The sequence below is a fragment of the Rhizobium sp. BK456 genome, assembly GCF_014194045.1.
GTDB lineage: Bacteria > Pseudomonadota > Alphaproteobacteria > Rhizobiales > Rhizobiaceae > Rhizobium > Rhizobium redzepovicii.
The window spans coordinates 68,339-93,806 of record NZ_JACIAO010000002.1; the positions used below are offsets into that span (position 1 = coordinate 68,339).

At 60.8% G+C, this 25,468-nt stretch carries 25 protein-coding genes and 1 pseudogene; 16 read left to right on the plus strand and 10 right to left on the minus strand.

The genetic code is table 11. From position 1 onward, the window contains the following. The first annotated feature begins 164 nt into the window (after positions 1–164). Complete coding sequence (locus FHX03_RS06590; RefSeq protein ID WP_097629138.1) at positions 165–1,013, plus strand: GNAT family N-acetyltransferase; 849 nt, start codon at positions 165–167, stop codon at positions 1,011–1,013. 349 nt (positions 1,014–1,362) lie between these two features. On the opposite strand, the gene FHX03_RS06595 is transcribed toward FHX03_RS06590, so the two are convergent. Continuing rightward, positions 1,363–2,280 (minus strand): DMT family transporter, encoded by a 918-nt coding sequence (locus FHX03_RS06595; RefSeq protein WP_097629137.1) that lies wholly within the window; start codon positions 2,278–2,280, stop codon positions 1,363–1,365. Positions 2,281–2,471: 191 nt separating this feature from the next. Between FHX03_RS06595 and FHX03_RS06600 the strand changes: the two genes are divergently transcribed. Continuing rightward, positions 2,472–3,770, plus strand: coding sequence for an adenylosuccinate synthase (locus FHX03_RS06600; protein WP_003590514.1), 1,299 nt, complete (start codon positions 2,472–2,474; stop codon positions 3,768–3,770). Between the two features lie 60 nt (positions 3,771–3,830). After that, positions 3,831–6,356, plus strand: coding sequence for a hypothetical protein (locus FHX03_RS06605; RefSeq protein WP_183853019.1), 2,526 nt, complete (start codon positions 3,831–3,833; stop codon positions 6,354–6,356). A 115-nt stretch (positions 6,357–6,471) separates the two neighbouring features. Here the strand turns inward: FHX03_RS06605 and rpoH are convergent, their stop codons facing one another. Next, on the minus strand, positions 6,472–7,380 hold the full coding sequence (gene rpoH, locus FHX03_RS06610) for an RNA polymerase sigma factor RpoH (RefSeq protein WP_003566040.1): 909 nt from the start codon (positions 7,378–7,380) through the stop codon (positions 6,472–6,474). A gap of 181 nt (positions 7,381–7,561) precedes the next feature. Continuing rightward, entirely contained in the window at positions 7,562–8,587 is a 1,026-nt protein-coding gene (locus FHX03_RS06615) for an RluA family pseudouridine synthase (protein ID WP_097629135.1), read from the minus strand. A gap of 43 nt (positions 8,588–8,630) precedes the next feature. On the opposite strand from FHX03_RS06615, the gene FHX03_RS06620 reads away from it, so the two are divergent. Then, on the plus strand, positions 8,631–9,017 hold the full coding sequence (locus tag FHX03_RS06620; RefSeq protein WP_097629134.1) for a hypothetical protein: 387 nt from the start codon (positions 8,631–8,633) through the stop codon (positions 9,015–9,017). Positions 9,018–9,024: 7 nt separating this feature from the next. Continuing rightward, on the plus strand, positions 9,025–9,849 hold the full coding sequence (locus FHX03_RS06625) for a TrmH family RNA methyltransferase (RefSeq protein WP_097629133.1): 825 nt from the start codon (positions 9,025–9,027) through the stop codon (positions 9,847–9,849). A gap of 104 nt (positions 9,850–9,953) precedes the next feature. Here FHX03_RS06625 and FHX03_RS06630 read toward each other — a convergent pair whose 3' ends face one another. After that, complete coding sequence (locus FHX03_RS06630) at positions 9,954–11,114, minus strand: hypothetical protein (RefSeq protein ID WP_097629132.1); 1,161 nt, start codon at positions 11,112–11,114, stop codon at positions 9,954–9,956. A gap of 117 nt (positions 11,115–11,231) precedes the next feature. Next, on the minus strand, positions 11,232–11,819 hold the full coding sequence (locus tag FHX03_RS06635; RefSeq protein WP_131711334.1) for a DUF1134 domain-containing protein: 588 nt from the start codon (positions 11,817–11,819) through the stop codon (positions 11,232–11,234). Positions 11,820–12,014: 195 nt separating this feature from the next. Between FHX03_RS06635 and chpT the strand changes: the two genes are divergently transcribed. Next, on the plus strand, positions 12,015–12,665 hold the full coding sequence (gene chpT, locus FHX03_RS06640) for a histidine phosphotransferase ChpT (RefSeq protein WP_183853021.1): 651 nt from the start codon (positions 12,015–12,017) through the stop codon (positions 12,663–12,665). A 120-nt stretch (positions 12,666–12,785) separates the two neighbouring features. Further along, positions 12,786–13,148: a response regulator gene (locus tag FHX03_RS06645; protein WP_183853022.1), complete on the plus strand. Its 363-nt coding sequence runs from the start codon at positions 12,786–12,788 to the stop codon at positions 13,146–13,148. Positions 13,149–13,356: 208 nt separating this feature from the next. On the opposite strand, the gene ctrA is transcribed toward FHX03_RS06645, so the two are convergent. After that, on the minus strand, positions 13,357–14,058 hold the full coding sequence (gene ctrA, locus FHX03_RS06650; RefSeq protein WP_003542362.1) for a response regulator transcription factor CtrA: 702 nt from the start codon (positions 14,056–14,058) through the stop codon (positions 13,357–13,359). A 435-nt stretch (positions 14,059–14,493) separates the two neighbouring features. Here ctrA and FHX03_RS06655 point away from each other — a divergent pair, with 435 nt between their 5' ends. Beyond that, positions 14,494–14,844: a hypothetical protein gene (locus FHX03_RS06655; protein ID WP_003566024.1), complete on the plus strand. Its 351-nt coding sequence runs from the start codon at positions 14,494–14,496 to the stop codon at positions 14,842–14,844. Between the two features lie 150 nt (positions 14,845–14,994). Here FHX03_RS06655 and FHX03_RS06660 read toward each other — a convergent pair whose 3' ends face one another. After that, positions 14,995–15,273, minus strand: a complete 279-nt coding sequence (locus tag FHX03_RS06660; protein ID WP_183853024.1) for a GNAT family N-acetyltransferase — start codon at positions 15,271–15,273, stop codon at positions 14,995–14,997. 140 nt (positions 15,274–15,413) lie between these two features. Here FHX03_RS06660 and FHX03_RS06665 point away from each other — a divergent pair, with 140 nt between their 5' ends. Further along, complete coding sequence (locus FHX03_RS06665; RefSeq protein WP_183853026.1) at positions 15,414–15,881, plus strand: paraquat-inducible protein A; 468 nt, start codon at positions 15,414–15,416, stop codon at positions 15,879–15,881. A gap of 20 nt (positions 15,882–15,901) precedes the next feature. Here the strand turns inward: FHX03_RS06665 and FHX03_RS06670 are convergent, their stop codons facing one another. Beyond that, a complete protein-coding gene (locus tag FHX03_RS06670; protein WP_007533628.1) occupies positions 15,902–16,177 on the minus strand; it encodes a DUF1153 domain-containing protein in 276 nt (91 codons plus the stop codon). Positions 16,178–16,589: 412 nt separating this feature from the next. On the opposite strand from FHX03_RS06670, the pseudogene FHX03_RS35040 reads away from it, so the two are divergent. Continuing rightward, positions 16,590–17,232 (plus strand): annotated as a pseudogene (locus FHX03_RS35040) (DNA-binding protein). Positions 17,233–17,236: 4 nt separating this feature from the next. Here FHX03_RS35040 and FHX03_RS06675 read toward each other — a convergent pair. Both FHX03_RS06675 and cysQ read right to left on the minus strand, forming a co-directional pair. Further along, complete coding sequence (locus FHX03_RS06675; protein ID WP_003590533.1) at positions 17,237–17,962, minus strand: sugar transferase; 726 nt, start codon at positions 17,960–17,962, stop codon at positions 17,237–17,239. 531 nt (positions 17,963–18,493) lie between these two features. Continuing rightward, positions 18,494–19,291, minus strand: coding sequence for a 3'(2'),5'-bisphosphate nucleotidase CysQ (cysQ, locus tag FHX03_RS06680; RefSeq protein ID WP_097629127.1), 798 nt, complete (start codon positions 19,289–19,291; stop codon positions 18,494–18,496). A 537-nt stretch (positions 19,292–19,828) separates the two neighbouring features. Here cysQ and FHX03_RS06685 point away from each other — a divergent pair. From FHX03_RS06685 to FHX03_RS06710, 6 genes are all read left to right on the plus strand, one after another. Continuing rightward, entirely contained in the window at positions 19,829–20,731 is a 903-nt protein-coding gene (locus tag FHX03_RS06685) for a branched-chain amino acid ABC transporter permease (RefSeq protein WP_049731672.1), read from the plus strand. Between the two features lie 4 nt (positions 20,732–20,735). Beyond that, positions 20,736–22,127 carry a high-affinity branched-chain amino acid ABC transporter permease LivM gene (gene livM, locus FHX03_RS06690; RefSeq protein WP_097629125.1) on the plus strand — a complete coding sequence of 464 codons (1,392 nt, stop codon included), beginning with the start codon at positions 20,736–20,738 and terminating at the stop codon, positions 22,125–22,127. Further along, on the plus strand, positions 22,127–23,002 hold the full coding sequence (locus FHX03_RS06695) for an ABC transporter ATP-binding protein (RefSeq protein ID WP_003581862.1): 876 nt from the start codon (positions 22,127–22,129) through the stop codon (positions 23,000–23,002). The genes livM and FHX03_RS06695 overlap by 1 nt, the downstream gene beginning before the upstream one ends. Then, on the plus strand, positions 23,002–23,745 hold the full coding sequence (locus FHX03_RS06700; protein WP_179867178.1) for an ABC transporter ATP-binding protein: 744 nt from the start codon (positions 23,002–23,004) through the stop codon (positions 23,743–23,745). Before FHX03_RS06695 ends, FHX03_RS06700 begins: the two co-directional genes overlap by 1 nt. 17 nt (positions 23,746–23,762) lie before the next feature. Continuing rightward, entirely contained in the window at positions 23,763–24,116 is a 354-nt protein-coding gene (locus FHX03_RS06705) for a DUF6867 family protein (RefSeq protein ID WP_097629124.1), read from the plus strand. A 120-nt stretch (positions 24,117–24,236) separates the two neighbouring features. After that, positions 24,237–25,358 (plus strand): branched-chain amino acid ABC transporter substrate-binding protein, encoded by a 1,122-nt coding sequence (locus FHX03_RS06710; protein ID WP_183853028.1) that lies wholly within the window; start codon positions 24,237–24,239, stop codon positions 25,356–25,358. Positions 25,359–25,468 lie beyond the last annotated feature (110 nt).

Genomic DNA, 25,468 nt, shown 5'->3' on the forward strand with positions numbered 1-25,468 from the left:
GAAACCAAGCTTTCTGCATTGCATCGAAAAATGATTATACGCGTGGTCAAGATCATGAGCGCGACTTTCCATCATTCGCAGCTGCAATCGGGGAACTGGGGACCTGACAATTGCTTTGCGGTTGCCGGGATGGACTTGCGGGACATTCAATCTGGGAAAGTCGCATGAATTCGGAATTTGCCGTTCGTTCCATGCGGCCCGGCGAACTGGAACTCGTGCTCGAATGGGCGCGTCAGGAGGGCTGGAACCCGGGCCTCGACGATTCGCTTGCATTTCTTGAGGCCGATCCGTCGGGATTTTTCGTCGGCGCAGTCGGTGAAGTCCCCGTCGGCTCGATCTCGGTCGTCAAATACGGTGAGAGTTTCGCCTTTCTGGGCCTCTACATCGTCCATCCCGATTTCCGGGGCAAGGGTTACGGCAAGGCGATCTGGGAGACGGGCATATCAAGCGCGGGGGACCGCACGATCGGCCTCGACGGCGTCGCAGCACAACAGGACAACTACCGCAAGGCCGGCTTCGAACCCGCCTATTCCACCATTCGCTACGGCGGCGTCGCCACCACCTTGCCTGTCTCGGCGCTTGCCGCGCACCCGGTCATGGATTCGCGCCTCGAAGGCCTGCAGCGTTTTGATTCGGCGATCTTTCCGCAGCCGCGGGATGCCTTCCTTGCCGCCTGGTGCACCGCTCGCAAGGGCCGCCGCTCGGCTGTGGTGCGCAAGAGCGGCAAGATCCGCGGTTACGGCACGATCCGCCGCTGCTACGAGGGTTACAAGATCGGGCCGCTCTTTGCCAACGATGCCGACAGCGCCGCAGCGCTGCTTGCCGAATTGATCCCCGAAGCGAAAGGGGCTGCTCTCTTCATCGATATCCCCACGGAGAACCACGAGGCGGTGGCACTCGCCGAGGGCCTCGGCCTTCGACCGGTGTTCGAGACGACGCGCATGTATCGCGGCCCGGCGCCGGCCACCCCGCTGAAGCACGTCTTCGGCGTGACGACGCTGGAGCTTGGTTAGAGCCTTTCCTGGTTAGATTGAAGCATTCGGCCGGAGCCGGTTTTCGTCAGGGCAGAGGCGATTGGCGAAGGGCATGCCCGTTGGTACGCTCGAGCCGATCGCCTCTGATCCTGGCGGAGAGATGCCCGGCCCACGGGCCGCACCGCTTCGCCGTGGCGAAGCGATAAGTGCGTCCGGCGATTCCCAAGTCTTGCAGATTTGCCTGGCAAATCTGCGGGAGGGTTGGCTGAAACGGGCGGCTGATCGACCGGCCGGCTTGGCCGTAGAGCTGGGCTACGACGCGCGCCGGCCGGTCGACCATCCGACTCCGTTTGCGCCAACAGAATGCTTCAATCTTACAGGAAAGGCTCTAATCCACAGGTGAGGCTGGAACGGTCGGAGCCGAAGCTTTCGGCCGGCCTTTTTCGGCGATCGCGATGCCGCCTAAGGTCAGTGCCAGCGCGACAATGTGGAAGGACTGCAGCGCCTCGCCGATCAGGGCGACGGAAAGCAAAGTTCCGAATACCGGCACGAGATTGATGAACAGGCCGGCGCGATTGGCGCCGATCGCCTCGACACCCTTGATATAGAGGATCTGCGCCAGCAGCGACGGGAAGGTCGCCGTGTAGAACGTGATGACCCAGCCGGCCTGATCCGGCCACAGCGCGGCACCCCGCCCGGCTTCCCAAAGGAGCAGCGGCGCCGAGGTCAGCATGGCGCCGAGCGCGGGGAACGCCATCAGCGTGCGCCAGTCGACGGGCGGCTTCCAGCGCAGGAAGATGGTGTAGACCGAATAGGCGGCAATGGCGATCAGCATCAGCCCGTCGCCGCGGTTGAGGCTTAGTTGCAGCAGTGTTGCTAGGTCACCGTGAGCGGCGGTCAGTGCGACGCCGATCAGCGTCATGCCGAAGCCGAGACATTGCGCCAGCGAGATGCCGGTGCGGAAGAACATGAAATTCAACAGGAAGATCAGCATCGGGATGCCGGCCTGCTCGATGGCGACATTGATCGCCGTCGTATATTGCACGGCCGAATAAAGCATGGCGTTGAAAAGCGTGTAGCCGATGACGCCGTAGAAGAAGAGCAGCGGCAGGTTCTTCCGGGCCACCGGCCAGTCTCTTTTGAGCTGCGGCACCGAAATCAAGGCGATCAGGGCCACGGCGATGAACCAGCGCAGAAAGGTCAGCATCATCGGGCTGATATGGCCGACTGCAAGCTTGCCGGCGACGGAGTTGCCGCCCCAGCAGAGGGTGGCGATAACGAGGCAGATGTAGGCCGTGGCTTGCAAGAGCGCTTTTCCCGTCTTTCCGCGACCGCCGAGCGGCGTTTTGTGACGGGCAATAGCCTGCCGGCTGCTGATTTGTCACGTAAAAAGCCCAATCACCTGTGACAACAGGGTCGCTTTCCCAAAAACAAAGCTTTATAGATGCGCGGGTTTGAGCAGGTGCGCGGTTTTCCGCCGGTAACAGGAAGAGTTGGATGACGAACGTAGTCGTGGTCGGTTCGCAATGGGGTGACGAAGGCAAGGGCAAGATTGTCGACTGGCTTTCGGAGCGCGCGGATATCGTTGTGCGCTATCAGGGCGGACATAATGCCGGCCATACGCTCGTCATCGACGGCACCAGCTACAAGCTGTCGCTGCTGCCCTCCGGCGTCGTGCGCCCGGGCAAAATGGCGGTGATCGGCAACGGCGTGGTCGTCGATCCGCATGCGCTGATCGCCGAGATCGGCCGGCTGGAAGCCCAGGGCGTGACGGTGACGCCGGACAATCTGCGTATCGCCGACAATGCGACGCTCATTCTGTCGCTGCACCGCGAGCTGGACGCGATGCGCGAGGATGCGGCCTCGAACAGCGGCACCAAGATCGGCACGACACGCCGCGGCATCGGCCCTGCCTATGAAGACAAGGTCGGCCGCCGCGCCATCCGGGTGATGGATCTTGCCGATCTCGACAGCCTTGCCGGCAAGGTCGACCGTATTCTCACGCACCACAATGCGCTTCGCCGCGGCCTCGGTGTCGCCGAAGTCAGCCACCAGACGATCATGGACGAACTGACCTCGATCGCCGATCGGGTGCTGCCGTTCCGTGACACCGTCTGGCTCTTCCTCGACAAAGAGCGCCGCAAGGGCTCCCGCATCCTCTTCGAAGGCGCGCAGGGCAGCCTGCTCGACATCGACCACGGCACCTATCCTTTCGTGACCTCATCGAACACCGTGGCCGGCCAGGCCGCCGCCGGTTCCGGCATGGGGCCGGGCTCGCTCGGCTATATCCTCGGCATCACCAAAGCCTATACGACGCGCGTCGGCGAAGGCCCGTTCCCGACGGAGCTGAAGGATGCCATCGGTGAGTTCCTTGGCGAAAAAGGCCATGAGTTCGGCGTGGTAACCGGGCGCAAGCGGCGCTGTGGCTGGTTCGACGCCGCCCTCGTGCGCCAGTCGATTGCCACCAACGGCATCACGGGCATCGCGCTCACCAAGCTCGACGTGCTCGACGGCCTTGAGGAATTGAAGATTTGCGTCGGTTACATGCTCGACGGTGAACAGATTGATCATCTTCCCGCAAGCCAGGGAGCGCAAGCTAGGGTCGAACCGGTCTATATCACGCTGGAAGGGTGGAAGGAATCGACCGTCGGCGCCCGCAGTTGGGCGGACCTGCCGGCACAGGCGATCAAATATGTTCGCCAGGTCGAAGAGCTGATCGGCGCGCCGGTCGCGCTCCTTTCCACCAGCCCGGAGCGGGATGACACGATACTTGTGACCGATCCGTTTGAGGACTAAGCTCACGGGTCACTATGGAGGATGGTTCGGTAGGGTGCCGGACTTCTTGAGAAAGTACTGATGGCGGATTTTATTGCAGTTATTCGGCGGGCCGTCGACGGCCTGGCTGAAAATACCCCAGAGATGCGGGTGAAGGTCTACGAACGTGCCCGCGGCGCAGTGCAGCGGCAGCTCGAGAACATGAAGCCGCGTCCGCCGGAAGCCATGCTGCAACGCCAGCTCGAAAAGCTCGAGGCCGCCATCCGCGAAGTGGAAGGCGAACACGCCGAGGCGCTGCCGCTCGATGAGCCGGTTGCCGCCGCCGTCGCGCCGGAATTCGCCGAAGAACAAGCGGTCCACGACGAAGGCGAACCGGCGCCTGCACCGGAGACGACCGTCGAAGAGCCGGTCGACGAAGCCTCTGCGGAACCGCAGGCGGTTGAGGCCGCCGCCGAGCCGGATCACGTAGAAGCTGCCGCGCCGCGGGAGCCCCAGGAAGAGTTCGCGGACGAGGAGCCTCTCTCCGAAGAAGCACCCAGCCTCCCCACGTCCGTTGCGGCCGAGGCCACTGCTCCCGCGCAGGCAGAGACACCGGCTCCTGCCGAAACATACTGGCATCCCTCGCATGAAGAGGAAGGGCCGGCCGAGGAATGGCATTCCGGTGAGCGACGCGACATCGCTGCCGAGGCTTGGCCTGCAGATGATGAGCGCTGGGGACCGCCTGCCCACCATCGCCACGAGGAAGCCGGCGAATATCATCCCGACGAGCAGCCTCCCGCAGAGGCAGAAGAACTCGCGGCCGAACCGGCGACGGTGGAAAGCGAGGAGCCGGCTGCCGAGAAGGCCTACGAGCCTATCGACTCGTCGCAACGCGTCGCGCGCGGCCTGGACCATGCTGCCCATCGGCTGGTGGAGCCGGTCGTCGCCGAGTTCGATCGTCCGGAGGAATTCGTTGAGCATAGCCGCGAGGAGCCGCTGCAGGCTGATGCCGCAGCGCATTTCGATCCCGTCTGGACCGAGCCCGCCGCCGAGACTCCGGCTCCGGCGCCGAAGGATGCGGAGACCGAATGGACGGAAGAGGAGCTCCGGCAGTATTCGCAGACGGCGCCGACCACCCCGGATACCTCGGCGCGCGCCTTCGAGGAGGTGATATCGAGCCTCGAAAAAGTCGCACCTGCGGCCGTCATGCCGGCGGCCAAGGAAAGTTTCTCCTGGGAGACCGCAGTCTTCGATGATCTGCCGCCGATCGAGGGAGACAACAACAAAAAGGCGGCGCCGGTCGCCTCGCATTTCGACGATGTCGATATCTTCGCGGAAGTGCATAACGGCAAGCCGGCCCCCGCAGGCGGCGCGCCGAGCGAGGACTGGCGCGAGGCGAAGGCGCTACGCGGCTACGACCGCCGCGGCTCTGTCGCGGCCGACGACGATGACACCAATCCGGCGATGGATATCGACCAGATGGTCGCTTCCAAGCTGCAGGGCAAGAATTTCCGGATGGAGCCGAAGCGTCGACGCTTCGGCATCGGCACCGTCATCACCCTCATCTTCGCGCTTCTCTTGATCGGCGGCGGCGCCTATGCCGGCTGGATGAACAGAGAGGCGCTGGTGGCGATGGTCGACGGGCTCGTCAGTTCGGCACCGTCGCAGGCGACCAGGAACGAGGCGGCGACGCCGCCTGCCGGCTCCGCAACGCCTGCCGAGCCGAACGCAGCGACGCCGGCCCAGCCGACCACACCGGGAGCGCAGAATACGCCAGCGGCGCCGGCTCCGCCGAACCAGAACCCGCAGGTGGCGTCAATGAACAATGACGGCGCCGCGGCCAATTCGAAATTCACCCAGCGGCTGCTGACCGATGGGACCGAGGTCGACAGCGGACCGGCGACGGTGCCGGGAACGCCGACCGCGGAAGGAAAATCGGTCGCCGAACAGAATGTCGCGGCAGCGGACACGCCGCCGGCGGCGACCGCGCAGGGCGATGTCGCACCGGCCGAAACGCCGACGCCGAACGGCCCGACAGCATCGCCGCAGCAAACCGCTCTCGTCGGCTCGTCGCAAAAGATGTTCCTCTATGAGGAGCGCATCGGCCAAAGCTCGCCGACGGCGATCGAAGGATCGGTGGTCTGGAGCGTGCAGCACGAAGCAGGCCAAGGCGGCCGGCAGGAGGCGACGGTGCAGGGCAACGTCACCGTGCCGGAGCGCAATCTCTCTGCTCTCGTCACCTTCAAACGCAATTCCGATCCGTCGCTGCCGGCAAGCCATCTCGTCGAGATCGTCTTCTCGCTGCCGCCGAATTTCGAAGGCGGCAGCATCGACAGCGTTCAGCGCATTTCGATGAAGCGCACCGAGCAGGACCGCGGCGACGCGCTGATCGCGGTTCCGGCCAAAATCACCGACGATTTCCACATGATCGCGCTCAACGACTATCCCGATGCGCGCAAGGCCAATCTCGACCTGATGTCGACCCGCAGTTGGATCGATATCCCCGTCACCTACCGCAACGGCCGCCGCGCGCTGCTGACGATGGAAAAGGGCAATACGGGAACGGATGCCTTCAATACCGCCATCAAGGAATGGACCGCGCTCGGGGACGTGTCGACGAGCCAGTGACGACTGGCCGTAATTCGAACTCTCGACCTTTGACGGGGTGCCGAGGTTGCGAACAGTAGAGAATCAGAAAGGCGGGCCGCAAGGACCCGCCTTTTCAATTTCTCATAAGCCAGGTTTATGCTGTTGCTTCGACGACGCGGACGGCCTTGGCGCGTTCCTGGGCTTCCTTGCGGACAGCGTCCTGCACCTTCTCGAAAGCGCGGACTTCGATCTGACGGACGCGTTCGCGGCTGATGTCGAATTCTGTCGACAGGTCTTCCAGCGTCACCGGATCCTCGGCGAGGCGGCGAGCCTCGAAGATACGGCGTTCGCGCTCGTTCAGCACGCTCATCGCTTTCGCCAGCATGCGCCGGCGGGTGTCGAGTTCGTCCTGTTCGATCAGCACGTCTTCCTGGCTGTCATGGTCGTCCACCAGCCAATCCTGCCATTGGCCGCTGTCGCCTTCGGCCGCCTTGATCGGCGCGTTCAGCGAGGCGTCGCCGGACAGGCGGCGGTTCATCGAAATGACCTCCTCCTCCGAGACCTTCAGCTTGGTGGCGATTTCGGAGACGTGCTCCGGCTTCAGGTCGCCGTCATCGATCGCCTGGATGCGGCCTTTCAGCCGGCGCAGGTTGAAGAACAGGCGCTTCTGGTTGGCGGTCGTGCCCATCTTCACGAGCGACCACGAACGCAGAATATATTCCTGGATCGAGGCCTTGATCCACCACATGGCGTAGGTGGCAAGGCGGAAGCCGCGCTCGGCATCGAACTTCTTGACGGCCTGCATCAGGCCGACATTACCCTCGGAAACGACTTCGCCGATCGGCAGCCCATAGCCGCGATAACCCATCGCGATCTTTGCGACAAGGCGAAGATGGCTGGTGACGAGCTTGTGGGCGGCGTCACGATCGCCATGCTCGGCATAACGCTTGGCGAGCATGTATTCCTGCTGCGGCTCGAGCATCGGAAACTTACGGATTTCGTCGAGGTAACGATTGAGACCGGCTTCGCCGGCGGTAATGGACGGCAAGGTATTTCGGGCCATAGTGCACCCTCCTAAAGTGAATTCCGGTTCCCGTTGGAAACGCGCCCTCGCGTTAAAAATGGCAAACCGGGACGTGCGGCTCTGCTGCGAGCCCGCACTAAGTCAATATACAGATAAGTGTGGCAAAACAGCGGTTCAAGGTGCCGCTCACGCAGCTGTGAGAGGGGGCGGAGACGAGCCCCTATCCCCGCAATGCCTCGACCAGTTCCACCATATCATCCGGCAGCGGCACTTCGAAATGCATGATTTCGCCGGTGCGGGGATGCTCGAACTGCAGCATGAAAGCATGCAGCGCCTGGCGGTTGAAACTGTTGACGACCTTGCGGATTTCTTCGGGCAGGCGGTTGGCCTTGGTCTTGAAGCCGGCGCCGTAAACCGTGTCGCCGAGCAGCGGATGGCCGATATGGGCCATATGCACACGGATCTGGTGGGTGCGGCCGGTTTCGAGGTGGCACTCGACCAGCGAAGCAAGCGCGGTCGCGTCCGGGTTCTCCTGGAAGCGCTCGATCACCTCATAATGCGTGATCGCCTCGTCGGCGTCATGACTGTCGGGCCGCTTGACCGCGCGGCGTGTGCGATCGCCGGTAGCGCGGCCGAGCGGCGCATCGACCGTGCCCGTCAGTGAGCGAGGACGGCCCCAGACGACCGCCTGATAGGCCCGCTCCAGCGGCATGGTGCGGCCATGATCGGCAAACTGGAGCGAGAGGTGGCGATGGGCAATGTCGTTCTTGGCGACCACCATGACCCCTGTCGTGTCCTTGTCGAGCCGGTGGACGATGCCCGGGCGGCGCACGCCGCCAATGCCAGAGAGCGTATCGCCGCAGTGATGGATCAGCGCGTTGACCAGCGTCCCCGTCCAGTTGCCGGAGCCGGGATGGACGACGAGACCGGAAGGCTTGGAGATGACGATGAGGTCTTCATCCTCATGGAGAATATCGAGCGGGATATCCTCACCCTGCGGCGTCGGGTCTTCCGGCTCGGGCAGGGTGATCTCGAAACTATCGCCGTTGCGCACCTTGCGCTGCGGATCGGTGACGGGTTCGCCGCGCAGAGAAACCTGGCCGTCCTTGATCAGCGTCTTGATGCGGCTGCGCGAAAATTCCTCGCCGACCTGTGCCGTCAGCCAGGCGTCGAGCCGGCCTTCGGCCGTTTCATCGGCGGTCAGGACTTTTCTATTGCCGGCTGCTTGTTTAAAGGGGTCGCTCAAGACGCTTCTTCTCCGACGTATTTTTTTAGAACGGGACGCACAGATGACAGCAATCGAGCCAGACGACCAGGAAGAGAAGCCCCTTGATCCGGCAATGGAAAGTGTCCGGCGCAAGATGGTCCGCCTGCAGATCGTTTCCGGCGCCATCATGTTCGTGAGCCTTATGGCGGTCTTCGGCGCGGTTGTCTATAAGACGATGCACAGCGAACCCAAGGAGACGGCGGCGACCGTTTCCGCCGCCGGCGTGCCTTCGGATGCGCCGCTTGCGGCGACAGTTTCCCTACCGCTCGGCTTCAAGGTACAGTCCACCTCGTTTTCGGCGGGGCAGATCCTGTTTTACGGCGAAACGGCCGAGGGCAAGAGCAAGGCGCTGGTCTTCGACCTCAGGACCGGCCGCACCGTCGCCGACGTCAGCGTCGCGGGCAATTGAGGCCGGCATGGCCGCCGTCCCGATCGCCATCGACAGCGCCGACGATCCGCGCATCGCCGAATTCCGCAATATTCGCGAGCGCGATCTGACGGGCCGGGAAAACCGCTTCATCGCCGAAGGCACCGTCGTGCTGCGCATGCTCGCTGAGGCGCATGCGCAAGACCGCGGCTTTTTCGCCGAGAAGATCCTGCTGCTGCGCAACCGCGTCGACGGCGTTATGCCCATCCTCGAGCGGCTGCCGGCCGATGTGCCGGTCTATGTCGCCGAGGCCGATGTGCTTGACGGCGTCGTCGGATTCCATCTGCATCGCGGCGTTCTGGCGCTCGGCCGGCGGGAAGATCGCGGAGAGGCGGCCCTTCTCGAGGCGCTGCCGGAACGGGCGCTGGTGCTCGTCGGCTGCGGCATTTCCAATCATGACAATGCCGGTTCGATGTTCCGCAATGCAGCCGCCTTCCGGGCGGATGCGGTGCTGCTCGACGAAACCTGCTGTGATCCGCTCTACCGCAAGGCGCTGCGTGTCTCCGTCGGTTCGGTGCTGAGCGTTCCGCACCGGCGCGGCGGCAAGGCGATGGATGTGCTGCTCTCGCTTGCCGATCGCGGCTTTGCCATCTGGACGCTTTCCCCGCACGGCAAGACCGATATCCGCGCTATTCCTGCCTCGGCACGCATGGCGCTTGTCATCGGCACCGAGGGGGAGGGGTTGCCGGAGGCGCTGCTGGCGCGCTTCCAGAGCGCCCGCATCCCGCAGTCGGAGGATCTCGACAGTCTCAACGCCGCGACGGCAACCGGCATTGCGCTGTTTTCGATGGCGTCGGCGATGGATCGGATCTGAATTGTGATCCTAAAGCGCGTCGCATAAGTGCGGGGGCGCTTCGGTCCTTTGTTTTGATGCATGTCGTTATCCCGGAACCGCGGCACGCTTCCGGGCGGTATGCGTTAGCGCTGGGGATCGGCGATGATGGCGGCCGCCCTGTCGGCAAGGCTGACGCGATCACTCGGGGTCTTTTCCGCCGCATTCGGCAAAAGAGTGCGGATCGGCGAGGAGGGCCCCTCCTTGAGTGCGGTCAGGGCCACCATGTTGGCGGCGATTGAGGCGATTTCCTCGCGGATCTCCCCATCGCGTCCGGTCACCGTCTTTGCATTCTGCAGGCGTTCGGCAAGGGCGGCGCTGCGCTTGCGGACATCTTCGCCGATCTCAGCCGTGACGACGGCGGTGTCGGGCGTGGATGTTGCCGGGTCTTCGGCCGTCGATTCCGCCGGCAGCTCCGCGGCCATCCCGGCAAGGCCGGCGTCGCGCAGCACGCGATTGACCTTGCGGATCTCGGCATTGGCGGCCTTCAACTGTTCCTTCACCTTGGCGATCTCCTGCTGGCGGCGAGCGACCAGGGCTTCCTTTTCGGCGGCGGAAGCGCTGTCGCGCGCGGCCTTGTCCTCCAGGCGGATCACCATGTGCTGCTGTTGCGTCAGTTTCTGTTCGGCATCCTTGGCGCGCTTCTGCAGCAGGTTGACGTCCTGGCGCAACGTATCTCGTTCGTCGCGTAGCGCGTTGACGCGGGATTTCAGGCTCTCCGCCTCGGTTTCGCGTGCGGCCAGATCGATCCTCAGCCCATCGGTCTGTTCACCGAGCTTGCTCAGCCGCGTCCGCATCGTTGCCAGTTCGCTCTCCTTGTTGGCCGCGGACTGTTCGGCAATATGCAGATTGGTCTTCAACTGACTGATATAATTCTCATCCTTGCGCAGACGCGAGCGCTGCTCGGCGGCCTCGACATGCATCTCGCCGATCTGGGCCTGCAATTCGCCGATCTCGGCGGCAAGCCTGCCGGCATCGACGGCGAGCGCGTCGTGGCGAAGCTGGAGCGACAGGGATTTCTCGCGCTCACGCAGCAGGTCCTGGGTGGTGCGGGCGTTTTCGGCCGCATAGAGCGCGCGCACCATATCCTTCTGGGCGCGAACCTCCTGCGGGCTGAGCGGCATGGTCGCCTTCAGGCGGTTCTCTGTATACCAGACGATACGGCGGTGAACGGCGGGCGAGACCAGAAAGACGAGGAAGGCCGCGGTCAGGAAGCCCAATCCGAACAAGAGAGCGTATTCGATCACGGCGCGGCCATCGATTCGAAGGTTGATAAGAGGTCAGCCGCGATGATTAAGCACGCATGACGCATATGGGCAAGGCCGCCGATGCGAACGGCGGCGCTTTCCGGCGGCTTTGCGGTCTCAGAAGGGGTTCCAGGTCGGCGCCTGAGTGATCTTGAGATAGCCGACATTGACACCCAAGCGGGCGCCGACGCCGGTGCGGATCGGCACGACCAGCACGTCGTTGTTCTTGAGAAGGGTCATGCCGAAGCCGGCGATAACATAGGCCGAGCCGCTGACGCCGCCGAAGCGGGCATAGATGCCGTTTACCGAGGGCAGGTCGTAGACCAGCATCATCACGCGTGAGCCTTGGCCACCGTAATCGAGGCCGAGCGAGGGGCCCTGCCAGTAGAGATTATGTTCGCCGGCGTTCTTGGTGTTCAGCTGGCCTTCGCCGTAGGTAAGGCCGGCGATGAACGCGCCGCCGCCTTCCTGTCCGAGGATGTAGCCATTCGGCAGGCCGTATTTCTGGAAGGCACTCTCGACGACTTTGGCAAGTCCGCCGCTGGCGGAGCCGAAGAAGGAGTGGCCGGCATCGACGATTTCCTGCATCGTGTACTGGCCGTTGTCCTGGGCGGAGGCAGGCCCGACGACCATCAGCGAGGAAAAGACGAGGGCCGAAAGCAACCTGCAGAAGCCGATGAATCGGTGCGGAAATCGAGGGCGCATGGTGTCATCCGTTCGTCGTTTGGCTGGGAGCGGGCAACCGCTCGCGGCGATTGGTGCATTTTGCGCCGATGATCTTAACAATCGGTTTACCAAATATGGTGTCATTATGGCACCGAGTACGATCGCAAACTTCGCGCAATTTTGATGAAGCATATTCCCGGGCGCGATGAACTTGCCGCCCCTCAGGAGACGATGATGTCCAAGAACCCCAATCTCACCTTGTCCGGCCCGGATCTGGCCGCGCTTCTTTGCAGCCGCGTTTGCCACGATGTCATCTCACCGGTCGGTGCGATCAATAACGGGCTGGAGCTGCTGGATGAGGGGGGTGCCGACGCCGATGCGATGGACCTGATCCGCACCAGCGCGCTCAACGCTTCCGTCCGTCTGAAATTCGCGCGTCTCGCCTTTGGTGCCTCGGGTTCTGTCGGCGCTTCGATCGATACCGGCGAGGCCGAGCGTGCGGCCAAGGATTTCGCCATCGCCGAGAAGAAAACCGAGGTCATCTGGAACGGGCCACGCGCCATCGTCGCCAAGAATCGCGTCAAGCTGCTGCTCAACCTGTTTCTCGTTGCCTATTCGGCAATTCCGCGCGGCGGCGTGCTCGAGGTAACGCTTGAGAATCCCGAGTTCGATGCCAGGTTCAAGCTCACGGCCAAAGGCAAGCTGATGCGCCTGCCTCCGAAATTCGTCGAGATCTCGACCGGCACGATCGAGGAAGCGATCGACGCGCATTCGATCCAGCCCTATTACACTGTGCTTCTGGCGCAGGAGTGCGGAATGACACTTGATCACAGCGCCAGTGCCGAAGAACTGGTGTTCACGGCGGTGGCCGCGGCGACGGCCTGATTTCGAGATTGGACGGGTGTCTTAGCCCGTCCGGTAACGATTCGTTAGCCTGATGGACCTATCCTCCAGGGTTGTAAGAGGCCTCTTGCTGCGACGAATGCGAGGGGCAAAGGAGCGCCCATGCAAAGGTTCATGATCACCGATAATTCGGATATCGTCCGCAAAGTCGGCAAGCGCATTCTCTCCGAACTCGATTTTCTCGTCAGCGAGGCCTCCAACGCCGGCGAGGCGCTGCAGCGCTGCCAGACGGAGCTGCCGGAATATCTGATCGTCGATTCCGGCATGGAGGGCGCCCTCGACCTCATCGCCGCCGTCCGCGCCATGGACGGCGGCAAAGACGTCAAGATCTATTACTGCGTCGTGGAGGCGGATCTGAAGAAGCTGATGGCGGGCAAACGGGCCGGCGCCACCGACTTCTTGCTGAAGCCGTTCGACCGCAAGATCCTGACCGCCGTTTTCGGAAACCGCGCGATCGCTGCCTGACGCCAGGTCGCCTTTCCATGCAGCCTCGCCGAACGCGTAAGCACGTTCGGCCGCCCACACTCCGTTTTCTTGATCGAAACGGAGAAGGTTCGACCGCTTATCCAGCCTCACATCTGTTTTATTAAGGCCTCTTCTCGTTGCCAGGCAGAAACGAAAAATCCCGCCGGAAGGGCGGGATTTCGTTATCCGATAAGGGGGATCGGAAATATCAGGCGGTTTCGGCGTATTCGGCACCATCCGGCTCGCGCAGAACGTAGCCGCGGCCCCAGACGGTCTCGATGTAGTTGGCGCCGCCAGCAGCGTTGGCGAGCTTCTTGCGGAGCTTGCAGATGAAGACGTCGATGATCTTCAGTTCCGGCTCGTCCATGCCGCCGTAAAGGTGGTTGAGGAACATTTCCTTGGTGAGGGTGGTGCCCTTGCGGAGCGAAAGCAGCTCCAGCATCTGGTATTCCTTGCCCGTCAGGTGGACGCGCTGGCCACCGACTTCGACAGTCTTGGCGTCGAGGTTGACGATCAGTTCGCCGGTCATGATGACTGACTGGGCATGGCCCTTGGAGCGGCGGACGATGGCGTGGATGCGGGCAACGAGCTCGTCCTTGTGGAACGGCTTGGTCATGTAGTCGTCAGCGCCGAAGCCGAGGCCGCGAACCTTGTCTTCGATACCGGCCATGCCCGACAGAATGAGGATCGGTGTCTTGACCTTGGACAGCCGCAGCGTGCGAAGCACTTCATATCCGGACATGTCGGGCAGGTTCAGATCCAGCAGGATGATATCATAATCATACAGCTTGCCCAGATCGACGCCTTCTTCACCGAGATCGGTGGTGTAAACATTAAAACTTTCTGATTTCAGCATCAACTCGATGCTCTGCGCCGTCGCGCTATCATCCTCGATGAGTAGTACCCGCATAATTATCCCCTTTACCGCCGCCGAAAGGTGGTCTGGCCCCCTACACGATACCGAACACGCTACGTGATTTGGAAGCTGCCACGAAATGGTTAACAAATTCTAATTCACTCTGGCAAGGAGTATCGAATTTATTAAATATTTTTTCCATTTCTCTGTTTTCCAATAGGAATCTCAAATGGCGCTCTTCATCTTCAACATTAGGAAAATGCGCTAAGTGATTCATCCGACTCGCCAATGAAAAGGTTCGAACTTAATGCCGCGGCATTTACCGACCCTTAAATCATCGGGCCTATCATTAACGATGCCCGTAAACGAAAGGTTACCAGCGGTAGGTATTTGTTAATATCGCAGGAAATTTTTTAGCAAACCGTGTCAAAGCGGCGCGCAGGGCGGTTTCAAGTTGAGCCGGGGTCTCGCATCACGGGAGTAATGCGTATGAAGTCGCGAGAGAGTCTCGTTCGCCTGAAAGAGTTTCAGGTGAACGAAAAACGACGTCAATTGCAGCAGTTGCAGATGATGATGTCCGAATTCGAACGGATGACGAAGGATCTGGAGAGCCAGATCGTCGTCGAGGAAAAGAAGTCCGGAATCTCAGATCCGAATCACTTTGCGTATCCGACCTTCGCCAAGGCCGCGCGTCAGCGGGCCGACAACCTGCAGGTTTCGATCAAGGAACTGAAGATGCAGGAAGAGTCGCTGGAAATGGCGCTCGAAGAGATGCAGGCGGAATATGCAAGGGCGACGGCGCTGGAAGAACGTGACACCAGCGCCCGCGCAAGGGCGTAAAAAACGGCGGGCGCCGGCTGCGGCGCCCTGGGACAGCCACTGAGAAGCCATGTATGACGGGCGCGCTGTCCGTCATACATGGCTTTTGGTGTTTCGCCGTTTTACACTCTATCACCCACCCGGAAATCGCAGCCGTCTGAGCCGCAAAGATCAATTCACGACATCGTGCCATTCCGGATGGCGTTGCGCCTGTGCCTTGAAGAATGGGCAGAGCGGGATGATCTTCCAGCCGCCGGTCCGGGCCGCCTCCACTGCCTGCAGCGCCAATGCCTGGCCGACGCCCTTGCCGCGTAGCGCATCGGGAACGGCGGTGTGATCGACGATGACGAGTTTCGCCGAGGTGCGCGAATAGGTCATCTCCGCCTCGTGCCCCTCGACCTCGGCCGCATAACGGCCGCCGGATGCGCCTTCCTCGTTTCGAATGTCCATTGTCTTTCCTCGCTGAGGGATGGGGATATTGTCGTCGGCGACGGTGACACGGCGACGCGATCGTGCCAAGTCGGCAAGGCCATGGCTGGAGGAGACGGCGTGTTCATGAAAAATGTCGGGTCGGCGCGAGGTTCGGGCCTATGAGGGCGCTTTCGATGATCCGCCCCGTCCTGCTCGTGGCCGCGCCATTCCTCCTGGCGCTCGGCCTCATCCTGCCGCTGGTCCGTTTCGAGACGCTGTATTTCTTCGATCAGACCCCGTCGCTCATCGAAATCGTCGTCTCGCTCTGGCGGGGCGGGGATAGGCTGCTGGCGGCGATCGTCGCATTGGTCTCGATCGTGCTTCCGCTACTGAAGATGGTCGGGATCTCCGCGGAAGCGGCAGGTGCCGGCGGCGGGGCCGGCAGCCTGTTTTATCGTCGCGTCGTGCCGCATCTGTCCAAGTGGTCAATGATGGACGTGCTGCTGGTGGCGATCGTCATTGCGGCGGCGAAGACAACGGGGTTGGCGGATGCCTTCGCGCAGCCGGGCCTTTGGTGCTACGCAGCCTCGTCAATGATTTCGGGCCTTCTTCATTCCCTGATGGGAAATGCGTCCGGCCCGAAATAAATCCCGATGATGGCGTACGATCAGTGGCGATATTGCTGGATGCGCGTGGTGCGCAGGCCGGCGAGACCGTGGCTGTTGATCGACGATTGCCAGGAGAGAAACTCTTCGACGGTGAGCGTATAACGCTCGCAAGCCTCTTCCAAGCTCAACAGGCCACCGCGAACAGCCGCGACAACCTCTGCCTTCCGACGGATCACCCAGCGCCGCGTATTGGGCGGCGGAAGATCCGCGATCGTCAGGGGGCTGCCATCGGGGCCGATGACATATTTTACTCGGGGACGTATCATTTCGGTCATTGGACTCTCTACACAACGCAAGACCACGGACGTCACTCTAGCCTGCCACATTTAAAAATTGCCTAAGCTCATCGTAAGACTTTGATAACAAATTTAGATGCCCTGGGCCCCCCGGCCGATACGGGATGGCCATCTTCCGCTCCGTCAACTTGGGGCGGCGTGAATGGGGGCTTGCCGAATAAATATGACTGATTTTCCGTGATAAGTTTTGTCGCGCGGGGCATAGGAATGAACGTGAGACATCGTCTCTGTTCTTCCCGCTGGTTCAGTCCAGCGCGCGCTTTTGATGCTTGGTGTGCTTGGCATGCGAGAGCAAAAGCCGTCTCTGTCGATGCCCCGGCACAGGGCCTCTTACTACCGACGGCGAGGCCAGACTGAAGCAGACCCCTACGTGGCGTGAGGATGAAAATGGATGAGCATGCGCGGTGATTGCGCTGAGCATGCTGGGTTTTTTGTCTTCGCAGTCAGGTCGCGATGGGATCTCGCCAAACGGCGGCAGGGAGCGGTTTGGCAAGATCGCGAGATTTGCGGGCTTCGATTTTTATCTGGGCTCAGCTTTCCCAAGAGGCTGTCGCACGGCTTTCACGGAAACCAGCTGACTGGCCGGAAAGCTTAATCGTTTTTTCACCGGGCCGGCGATTTTCTTGTCTTGAGGCAGATGTGAGCGCGAGAAGGCGGACGATCGAGGCCGATTTTCAGTGAGGCGGGCGGCGGCGCCAAAAAAGCACCTTCAATCCGTTTTCAGATGTACGCCTCGAACAATATTTTCGCCTTCGCGCCCACACAGCGCTGACCTGAAACAATACATCTTCGCTTTCGGACGGATGTTTCATGCCGGCATGGCCGCAGGCGATGGCGCGCCTGGCGCGAAATCGTATGCCTGCGCTGGTCGCCGGCAAAGCAGCGACGAGATTGCGATCATTCTCGAATTCTCGTCGCATATGGGGTCGGGTTATTTGAAGTGCGCGATGCGCAAGCTCGATTCGGTCAGCCGCAGGAGGCGGTCACCGGAGCGGTCGGGTGCCGGCGGCTCTCGCTGCCGGCCCCTTTCTTAAAAGCTTAGAAGCCTTTTCCGCGGGTCAGTTCCGACACGACGGTGCCGGCAATGATGCGAATATCCATCCCGATCGAAAAATTTCCGACGTAGTAGAGATCGCTCACAATGCGGGCACGTGCCTTAGCCGGACGATCGGTCGGGCCGCGCAGGCCGCGCATCTGGGCAAGACCTGTCATGCCGGGGCGCATGGCGTGGCGCTGGTGGTATTCCGGGACGAGCTCTTCGTAGAGCATGCCGCCGGCGCGCATGCCGATCGCATGGCAGCGTGGACCGACGACGGACATGTGGCCCATCAGCACGTTCAGCAGCTGCGGCAGCTCATCGACATTCGTGCGGCGCAGGATGGCACCGACGCGGGTGATGCGCGGGTCGTTTTTCACCGTCTGGGCAACACCCGAGACATCGCAGAGATCCGTGCGCATCGAGCGGAACTTGTAGACCTTGATGGTCTTGCAGTTCTTGCCCCAGCGGGTCTGCTTGAAGAGCACGGGTCCCGGGCTGTCGAGCTTGATCAGCAAGGCGACGAACAGAAGGAAAGGCGCAAGGACGAGGAGGGCGCTCAACGACGAAACGATGTCGAACGCCCGCTTCAGGGCAAGATCCACCCACGACGCCTGGGACGCGTCGCTATGGATAACGGGAGTCTGGATCTTCAGGCTCGGCTGCTGGCGGCGGCTCGGCCGGAAGGACTCAGTCGAAATGCTGTTGTTTAGTTCCGTGATGCTCAAGGATCGTACTCTGTTGTCTTCGAGGGGTGCGGCGGCAATAGGCGATCAATGGTTTACCCTGTCACCAGGGCTGCACTCAGGTCTTGGTAACCCTACTAAAACGGAAAAATGCGACAATTGTGTAATGCTGTCCAGAGAAATATCGCATCGCAATAAATCTTTCGCATCTGCGTTAAGTTGAGGCAACCTCATGATATTTCGTTAATAATTGGAATTTCGTCAAGGTTTTTAGGCCTTTGGCGAGGGCTTCCGGGGGTGGTGCGACGTGTTGTTTCGGCACGCGACCGACCATCGTCCGGCGGTATTGTTAACGAGTTCCGACACCAAATTTTTCTGGCTGGGATGCTCGATCGTTCCCAAACTGTGTCACAATATGACAAAATCAAGGCGAGATGGGTAACGATCCGGCGCGGGAAAATGGAAAAACGGGGTTCAAATCGAGAATCACCGGCCGTTTGCGAATCACTCTTAGTGCTGGCCGCCGAGGCCCGGCCGCGTGGATAGAGGCGAGTTCGGCGATGCGGCGGGTAGTTACACCGGTTCGAGGACGCGTTTCGTGCCGCCCCAGGAGATGAAGTTCGGATTGGCGAAGTCGAAATCGGCTGCAGCGCCCGTCTTGCCGTAGGTCAGTGGCGCTCCGTCGAGCGTCACCGTGGAGCCGCCAGCAGCGCGCAATACCGCATCGCCGGCCGCCGTGTCCCATTCCATCGTGCGGGTGAAGCGCGGATAGACGTCGGCCTTGCCTTCGGCCAGCAGGCAGAATTTCAGCGAGGAGCCGATATTGGTGCATTTTGAGATGGCGTGGTGAGCGAGGAAGCTTCCGGTCTCGGGACTGTTGTGACGGAGACTGGCAAGCGCCAGCCTGTCCTCCGGCTGTTCGCGCACGGTAATTGCACTGCGGGCGCCGACGGTGAAATCGTCGGTGACTACGAGCCTTTCGGCATGGCCGCGTTCGCCCAAGAAGGCAAGCCCGAGTGCCGGGGCGTAGACGATGCCGGCCACCGGGACGCCGTTCTCTATATAAGCGATGTTGACGGTGAATTCCTGTCGTCCGTCGACGAATTCGCGCGTGCCGTCGAGAGGATCGACCAGGAAGAAGCCGCGGCCGGCGATGTCGGGCACTTTTCCGGCGGCGACCGATTCTTCCGCCACGACCGGTATTTCGGGATAATCTCTGTCGAGATGAGCGAGGATGATGCGTTCGGCCTCCTCGTCGGCGACCGTGACCGGACTTGCATCCGCTTTCATGGCGACCGGGAAGCCTTCGCGCAGGACCGTGATAATGGCCTTGCCGGCTTCGAGCGCCGCCCTTTCAAATGTCCTCAGCATTGTCCTTTTGCCGTTCGCCGCGCGGGCCGAGCACCCCACTGTCGCTCGTCCGCAAACCATCCCTGTCACCAGATCCTCGATATGGTGTTTCCCGTCGCGCTCTGCATCCCCTAACGCAGTGTCATGAAGCTACCATAAGTTTTTAGCCTTGTCAGACGAAGAAGGAGTATCTTGATGTGAAATGGTATTCGCAAAATTGGGGGAGTTCGGGTGTGAATTTGCGCCATCTTCCAATTCTATGGAATAGCTTACGCGCCAAGCGGACAAGGGAAATCGCCGACCAAATCTCCGAATGGTTAACTCAGTGGCGGTTTCTGATCAAAAATAGGCCTTTCTTTGCCGATTTTCTGTGGATTTTGGTTCAAAATGCGCCATTTAGGCCTGTTCGGACAAGAATTTGTCGGAGTAAATCCTTTTTGTCTTCACATTTCCACCGAAACCGGTATGCATTCGGCCTATGAGGTTCTCTGAAACGGGGAACCGAAGAACCAAAAAGAGATGCAGCCCGTGTGGTTCGCATCCAGGGGAAAACGACATATGGAGTATTTCGTCCAGCAGCTCTTCAATGGGCTGACGCTCGGATCCATCTATGGCCTTGTGGCTATTGGCTATACGATGGTTTACGGCATTATCGGCATGATCAATTTCGCCCATGGCGATATCTTCATGCTCGGTGGTTTCGCCGCTCTTATCGTCTTTCTCGTCCTCACATCCATCTTTGCAGGTCTCCCGGTGGCAATTCTGCTGCTGGCGATGCTTGTCGTTGCGATGCTGATGACGAGTTTGTGGAATTGGACGATCGAGCGGATCGCATACCGCCCGCTGCGCGGTTCCTTCCGCCTGGCGCCGCTGATCACGGCGATCGGCATGTCGATCGTACTGTCCAATTTCATCCAGGTGACGCAGGGTCCGCGCAACAAGCCGATCCCGCCGATGATCAGCTCGGTCTATCAGTTCGGCAACATCTCGGTGTCGCTGAAGCAGATCGTCATCATCGTGATCACGGTCGTGCTGCTCGCCGTCTTTTGGTACATCGTCAATCGTACCGCACTCGGCCGTGCCCAGCGCGCCACGGAGCAGGACCGCAAGATGGCGGCGCTGCTCGGCGTCAATGTCGACCAGACGATTTCCATCACCTTCGTCATGGGTGCGGCGCTGGCTGCCGTCGCCGGCACGATGTATCTGATGTATTATGGCGTCGCTTCGTTCGCCGACGGCTTCACGCCGGGTGTGAAGGCTTTTACCGCAGCCGTTCTCGGCGGCATCGGCTCATTGCCGGGTGCCGTTCTCGGCGGGCTGATGATCGGTCTGATCGAATCGCTGTGGTCGGCCTATTTCACCATCGCGTACAAGGATGTCGCGACCTTCGCCATCCTCGCTTTCGTGCTGATCTTCAAGCCGACGGGCATTCTTGGACGGCCGGAAGTCGAGAAGGTATAACGTCATGGCAAACATTGAAAATTCTGCAGGCAAGCCCGATGCCGGACTTGTCCGTAAAGGCCTTACCGAAGCCCTTTTCGCCGCCGTCCTTTCGTTCGGCATGTTCGTTCTCTATGTCGGCCTCAAGACCGACCAGAACATCAATAATGAGTTGATCATCGTCCAGCGCTGGGGGCTGCTTGCGGTCTTCGTCGCTGTCGCCGCGATCGGGCGCTTCGCCACGGTGGTTTTCCTGCGGCCACATCTCGACAGCCGCAAGCTGGCAAAGGCGAGGCAGGGCGAACTCGCCATCTCAACCGAGAAGAGCTTCTTCCACCGTCATTTCCTGAAGATCGCGCTGATCGCGCTGCTGCTTTATCCCATGGTGGTGGTAGCGATCAAAGGTCCGCAGGGGTCGCTGACATATGTCGACAATTTCGGCATCCAGATCTTGATCTATGTGATGCTTGCCTGGGGGCTGAACATCGTCGTCGGCCTCGCCGGTCTTCTCGATCTCGGTTATGTCGCTTTCTATGCGGTCGGCGCCTATTCCTATGCGCTGCTTTCGAGCCATTTCGGCCTGTCCTTCTGGGTTCTCCTCCCGCTCTCCGGCATTTTCGCCGCACTTTGGGGCGTTATTCTCGGCTTTCCGGTGCTGCGTCTCCGCGGCGACTACCTCGCCATCGTGACGCTCGCATTCGGCGAAATCATCCGCCTCGTGCTTATCAACTGGACGGATGTCACCAAGGGGACTTTCGGTATCTCGAGCATTCCCAAGGTGACGCTGTTCGGCATTCCCTTCGACGCGACGGCCGGCGGCTTCGCCAAGCTCTTTCACCTGTCGATGTCCTCGGCTTACTACAAGATCTTCCTTTTTTACCTCATCCTGGCGCTCTGCATGCTGACCGCCTACGTGACCATCCAGCTGCGCCGCATGCCGATTGGGCGCGCCTGGGAAGCGCTGCGCGAAGACGAGATCGCCTGCCGCTCGCTCGGCATCAATACGGTGACGACCAAGCTCACGGCCTTTGCGACGGGAGCGATGTTTGCCGGTTTCGCCGGCTCCTTCTTTGCTGCCCGTCAGGGTTTCGTTTCGCCGGAATCTTTCGTCTTCTTGGAATCGGCTGTGATCCTCGCCATCGTGGTCCTCGGCGGCATGGGTTCTCTGACCGGGATTGCGATCGCCGCAATCGTCATGGTCGGCGGCACCGAGTTGCTGCGCGAAATGGACTTCCTGAAAGTAGTTTTCGGGCCGACCTTCACGCCGGAATTGTATCGTATGCTGATCTTCGGCCTCGCCATGGTCGTGGTTATGCTGTTCAAGCCGCGCGGTTTCGTCGGTTCGCGTGAACCGACCGCCTTCCTCAAGGCGCGCAAGGCAATTTCCGGAAGCTTCATCAAGGAGGGCCATGGTTGATGAGCCCCGTCACCAACACCATGTCGAGCGACACGCTTCTCAAGGTCGAACACCTGTCGATGAAGTTCGGCGGCCTGATGGCCATCAATGACTTCTCCTTCGAAGCCAAGCGCGGCGATATCACTGCGCTGATCGGCCCGAACGGTGCCGGCAAGACCACGGTCTTCAACTGCATCACCGGCTTTTACAAGCCGACGATGGGGATGATCACGCTTAACCAGAAGAGCGGCAAGCAGTATCTGCTGGAGCGTCTGCCGGACTTTCGCATCACCAAAGAAGCCAAGGTGGCGCGCACCTTCCAGAACATCCGCCTGTTCTCCGGCCTGACGGTTCTCGAAAACTTGCTCGTCGCCCAGCACAACAAGCTGATGAAGGCGTCGGGTTATACGATCCTCGGCCTCATTGGCATCGGTCCCTACAAGCGGGAGGCGGCCGCATCGATCGAGCTTGCGCGCCATTGGCTGGAGAAGGCCGATTTGATCGACCGGGCCGACGATCCGGCAGGTGATCTGCCCTACGGAGCCCAGCGGCGTCTCGAGATTGCCCGTGCCATGTGCACTGGCCCCGAGCTGCTTTGCCTGGACGAACCAGCCGCCGGCCTGAATCCGCGGGAATCGGCGACCCTCAATGCGCTGCTGCAGAGCATCCGTGCCGAAACCGGAACATCTATCTTGCTCATCGAGCATGACATGTCGGTGGTCATGGAAATCTCCGACCACGTCGTCGTCCTCGAATACGGCCAGAAGATTTCCGATGGCACACCGGATCACGTGAAGAACGATCCGAAGGTCATCGCGGCCTATCTCGGTGTCGAAGATGAAGAAGTGGAAGAGGTGATCGCAACCGTCGAGCAGCTCGAAGGAGGCGCAAACTGATGGGCGATGAAGTAATGACGGGTCAACCGCTCCTTCAGGTGAATGGCGTCGAAACCTATTATGGCAATATCCGTGCGCTGGCCGGCATCGATGTCCACGTCAACAAGGGCGAGATCGTCAGCCTGATCGGTGCCAACGGCGCCGGCAAGTCGACGCTGATGATGACGATCTGCGGCAGCCCGCAGGCCCGTACCGGCTCGGTCGTCTTCGAGGGTCGCGACATCACACACATGCCGACCCACGAAATCGCCCGCCTGCGCATCGCGCAGTCGCCTGAGGGACGCCGCATCTTCCCGCGGATGACGGTTCTGGAAAATCTTCAGATGGGCGCAGGCCTCGATAATCTCAAATACTTCGCCGAGGACGTCGAGAAGATCTTCACGCTCTTCCCGCGCCTGAAAGAACGCCACGCCCAGCGCGGCGGCACGCTTTCGGGCGGCGAGCAGCAGATGCTGTCGATCGGCCGCGCGCTGATGGCGCGCCCGAAGCTGCTGCTTCTCGACGAACCATCTCTTGGTCTTGCGCCGCTGATCGTCAAGGGCATCTTCGAGGCGATCCGCAAGCTTAATGAACAGGAAGGTCTCACCGTTTTCCTCGTCGAGCAGAACGCATTTGCTGCGCTGAGGCTTTCGCACCGCGCTTACGTGATGGTGAACGGCAAGGTGACGATGAGCGGCTCCGGCAAGGAGCTGCTCGCCAATCCTGAAGTCCGTGCCGCCTATCTCGAAGGCGGAAGACACTAGCTCGAAGGGAGTTTGACATGCAGGGACTTTTCTTCGAAAGCGATACCGGTGCCCGCTTGATCATCCGCGCGATCGTCGTGCTGATCGGCTTCTGGACGGCCTGGCGCGCCGGCAAGGCGGTTGCCGAAGGCTGGAACAACTACCCGCTGACTGTCGTCTACACTTTCCTGCTCGCCTGGGCGATGCAGTTCCTGCACCACGCCCTGTTCGATGGGCCGATGCTCAGCGCTCTCTTCTACGGCATCGATTTCGTGACGCTGCTGGTCTTCTCGACCGCCGGCTTCCGCTTTCGCCGCACCAATCAGATGGTCAACAACTATTACTGGCTGTACGAAAAAACTTCCGCGTTTTCGTGGAAGGACAAACATTGACAGTCCGTTGAAACTAGGCATGAATTGCCTTCAGAGTGGAACAGCTTTCCTGGCGCAGTCAATGGTGGGTAGTGCGCTGGGCCTTGGACCGGAACCCGCCCAAAAATTGGGAGTAACAATATGAAGAAGTCTCTTCTGTCGGCGGTGGCTCTGACGGCGATGGTCGCCTTCAGCGGCAACGCATGGGCCGACGTTCTCATCGCTGTCGCTGGTCCGCTGACCGGCCCGAACGCTGCGTTCGGTGCTCAGCTCCAGAAGGGCGCCGAGCAGGCGGCCGCCGATATCAACGCTGCTGGCGGCATCAATGGCGAGCAGATCAAGCTCGAGCTCGGCGACGACGTCTCCGACCCGAAGCAGGGCATTTCGGTCGCCAATAAATTCGTTGCCGACGGTGTCAAGTTCGTCATCGGCCACTTCAACTCGGGCGTTTCGATCCCGGCTTCGGAAGTCTATGCCGAAAACGGCATCCTCGAAATCACCCCGGCCGCTACGAACCCTAAGTTTACGGAACGCGGTCTCTGGAACACTTTCCGTACCTGCGGCCGTGACGACCAGCAGGGCGCCATCGCCGGCAAGTATCTTGCCGATCACTTCAAGGACGCCAAGATCGCGGTCGTTCACGACAAGACACCTTACGGTCAGGGTCTTGCCGATGAAACCAAGAAGGCGATGAATGCCGCCGGTGTGACGGAAGTCATGTATGAAGGCATCAACGTCGGCGATAAGGACTTCTCGGCCCTCATCGCCAAGATGAAGGAAGCCGGCGTCTCGATCATCTATTGGGGCGGTCTGCACACCGAAGCCGGTCTCATCATTCGTCAGGCCGCCGATCAGGGCCTGAAGGCAACGCTGGTTTCGGGCGACGGTATCGTTTCGAACGAACTGGCTTCGATCGCTGGCGACGCCGTTGCCGGTACGCTGAACACCTTCGGTCCTGATCCGACACTGAACCCGGCCAACAAGGAACTCGTCGAAAAGTTCAGGGCTGCCGGTTTCAACCCGGAAGCCTACACGCTCTATTCCTACGCTGCGATGCAGGCGATCGCCGGTGCCGCCAAGGCTGCCGGTTCGGTCGATCCTGAAGCCGTTGCCACGGCCATGAAGGAAAAGGGTCCGTTCACGACGGTTCTCGGCGACATTTCGTTCGACGAAAAGGGTGACCCGAAGATTCCTGGGTACATCATGTACGAATGGAAGAAGGGCGCAGACGGCAAGTACACCTACGTGCCGCAGGGCATGTAAGCTTGCCTTCCCTTTTTGGGACATGAGATTGAAGCCCGGTTTCGACCGGGCTTCTTTGTTTTGCGGAGGTTTCAATTTCGGGCTGCCGCGGCGAGGGCGCTGTGCCGCCC